This is a genomic window from Micromonospora sp. MH99, assembly GCF_021442385.1.
In the GTDB taxonomy this organism is placed as follows: domain Bacteria; phylum Actinomycetota; class Actinomycetes; order Mycobacteriales; family Micromonosporaceae; genus Micromonospora.
Map to the genome: position 1 here is coordinate 1 of NZ_MUZA01000147.1, position 2,596 is coordinate 2,596.

A 2,596-nucleotide genomic window follows, 5' to 3' on the forward strand; every position below is an offset into this window, starting at 1 on the left:
AGCCACCCGGGCGCCCCGGGCGACCACCCGCTCGACGAACCGCGAGACCCCGCCGCGCAGGCCGCCCGCGAGGACCGCGTTGTGCCACGTCACGACCAGCGGGGCGGACGGACGGGCCAGCACGGCCACGAGACCGGCACGCAGGCCGTGCGCGTGCACCACGTCGACCCGGGCCGCGGCGAGCGCCCGCCGCAGGGCGAGCACCGCCCGCGCGTCGGCGGGGGTCGGACTGGCCGGGATCTCCACCGGTTCGAAACGCGCGCCGACGCCGGTGAAGTCGAACTGCTCCTGCGTGGCCGCCGGCCCGCACACCAGCACCGTGGCACCGGCGGCGACGAGCCCGCGCGCCACCGAGCGGACGTGCTGGCCGACCCCACCGGTGCTGGAAGCCAGCAGCAGCGCCACGGAGCCCGACCAGCCGGCGGGCAGGCTGCTCTCGGTCATCGCGACCACCGTCGGTTCCCGTTGACAACGCTCACCGAACCGCCGTCTCCTTCCCGTCGCCCCGCTCCGGGGGGACCGCGCCCGGCGTCGATGTGCCGGCCCCGCCTCGCGGCCCTCGCCGGCCGAGGCGGCGGACCACCCCGGTCAGTAGCGGCCGCACGTCCCGCCGGTCGACGAACCAGACCACGACGAGGAACACGACACCGACCAGAACCCCGGACAGCATGCCCTGACCGAGTGCCGCGGCCGTCGTCGGGGTGCCGCCGTCCAGCCCGTCGAGCCAGCGGCTCACGCCCAGTCCGGCGAGCGCGGCGAGCAGCCCGGCGAGGCCACCGGCCGCCCCGGCGCGCGCCGCGCCGGCCAGCGCCGCCCGGCCGGCGCTGCGCAGCACCGCGCTGACGAGCAACACGCCGAGCACCACCATGCCCACCGAGTTGGCGGACGTCACGGCGAGCACCCGGTCGGTCAACGGCAGGATCGCGCCGAGCAGCAGCACGACGGGCGGCACCACCAGGAAGCCGACGGCGGTCGCGGCGGTCGCCGCCCGGGTCTCCCCGCGCGCGTAGAGCGCCCGGGTGAGGATCGCGAAGAGGCCGTAGCCGACCAGGCCCGGGGCGTAGCCGATGATCGCGGCGGCGGCGGTCGGCGCGGTGGACGCGGGGAAGAAGAAGTGCCCGACCGGCCCGGCGGTCCCGACCAGCGCGGCCGCGCCGAGGCAGCTGAACAGCAGCACCCCGCGTACGGCCGGGGCCAGGGTCGCCCGGTAGCCGTCCTCGTTCCCGGCCGACCGTGCCGCCGCGAGCGTCGGATAGGCCGCGACGGCCAGCGGCACCGCGAGCACCGCCCACGGCAGCAGGTAGACGGTCTGCGCCAGGTTGTACACGCCCGGATTGCTGCGCGCGCCCGCGGTGACCTGGTTCAGGCTGACGATCAGGGCGATCTGCTGCGTGGTGACGGTGACCGCGCCCGCCACCGCCAACCCGCCGACCCGGGCCCGCGCGTCGGCGGGGAACCCGAACCCGGGCCGCAACCCCAGGCGCAGCCGCCGCACCGGGATGAGCAGCGACAGCGACAGCGTCACCACGCCCAGTGTGGTGCCGGCGGAGAGCAGCAACTCACCGCCGGGGCTCACCCCGGCGACTGTGGCGTACCGGCCCTGGGTGGCGGTGAACCCCAGGTAGACGACGATCACGGTGAGGCTGGACAGCAGCGGGGCGAGCACCGGCCAGGCGAAGCGCCGGTGCGCCTGGAGCACCCCGGTGAGCACGATGCCGACGCCGTACAGCGGCAACTGCGGCGCGAAGACCCGCAGCATCCGTACGCCGCTCTGCTGCTGGGCGTCGGTCAGGTGCTGGCCCAGCGACTCGACCACCGGGCCGGCGAAGAGCACCACGACCAGCGCGAGCGGCACCAGCAGGGCCAGCGTCCAGGTCAGCAGCGCGCCGGTGGTCCGGGCGACAGTCGTACGGTCACCGGCCTCCACAGCCCCGGCCAGCAGCGGTACGACGAGGCTGGCCAGCGCGCCACCGGCGACGATCTCGAAGATGAAGTTCGGCACCGCGTTGGCCACCACGTAGGCGCCGCCCAGGTCGGTCGGGGCGAGGCTCCAGGTGAACACAGCGGTACGGCCGAAGCCGGCGAGCCGGCTGAGCACGGTGAGGACGGCGATGAGCGCGGCTGCCCCGGCCAGCCGGCCGGCGCCGGCGAGGGGTGCCGGTCTGGTCACGTCAGTCGGCGCGTCGGCCCAGTGCGTCGAACTGCCGCAGGCCCGGGGTGCGCTGGATCACCGCCGTGAAGCTGACCTTCTCGCTGGCGGCGGTGAGCCCGGCGAGGACGGCCAGCAGACCGGCCCGGCCGAGCGGGCCGCTGCGGGCGGCGAGCGCGACGCCGAGCAGGGCGCCGAGCGCGTTCGCGCCGCTGTCGCCGAGCATGACGTCCTCGGACAGGTCGTCGCGGAGCAGGCCGGCGGCGGCGCCGGCCGCGCCGGCGGCGATCCCGCCGTGCGGGCCACCGGCCAGCGGCACGCCCAGCAGCAGGCCGGACTTGATGGCCCGGCCGGGCCGCAGGTCGAGCAGGTTGAGCAGGTTGGCGGTGCCGGCGATCACGCCGGCGCCGAGCAGCACGTCGACCCCCCGGCAGCGGCACGGTGCCG

Annotated in this window: 2 protein-coding genes and 1 pseudogene; all 3 read right to left on the reverse strand. The window is 76.5% G+C overall.

Annotated features, from left to right (window positions below; all coding sequences use genetic code 11):
- The coding region (locus B0E54_RS32200) for a glycosyltransferase (RefSeq protein ID WP_234591609.1) at positions 1-444 on the reverse strand (444 nt) is incomplete at its 3' end.
- Positions 445-475: 31 nt separating this feature from the next.
- Positions 476-2,170: a murein biosynthesis integral membrane protein MurJ gene (murJ, locus tag B0E54_RS32205; protein WP_234591610.1), complete on the reverse strand. Its 1,695-nt coding sequence runs from the start codon at positions 2,168-2,170 to the stop codon at positions 476-478.
- A 1-nt stretch (position 2,171) separates the two neighbouring features.
- Positions 2,172-2,596: pseudogene (locus tag B0E54_RS32210) on the reverse strand (hypothetical protein); the annotation flags it as partial.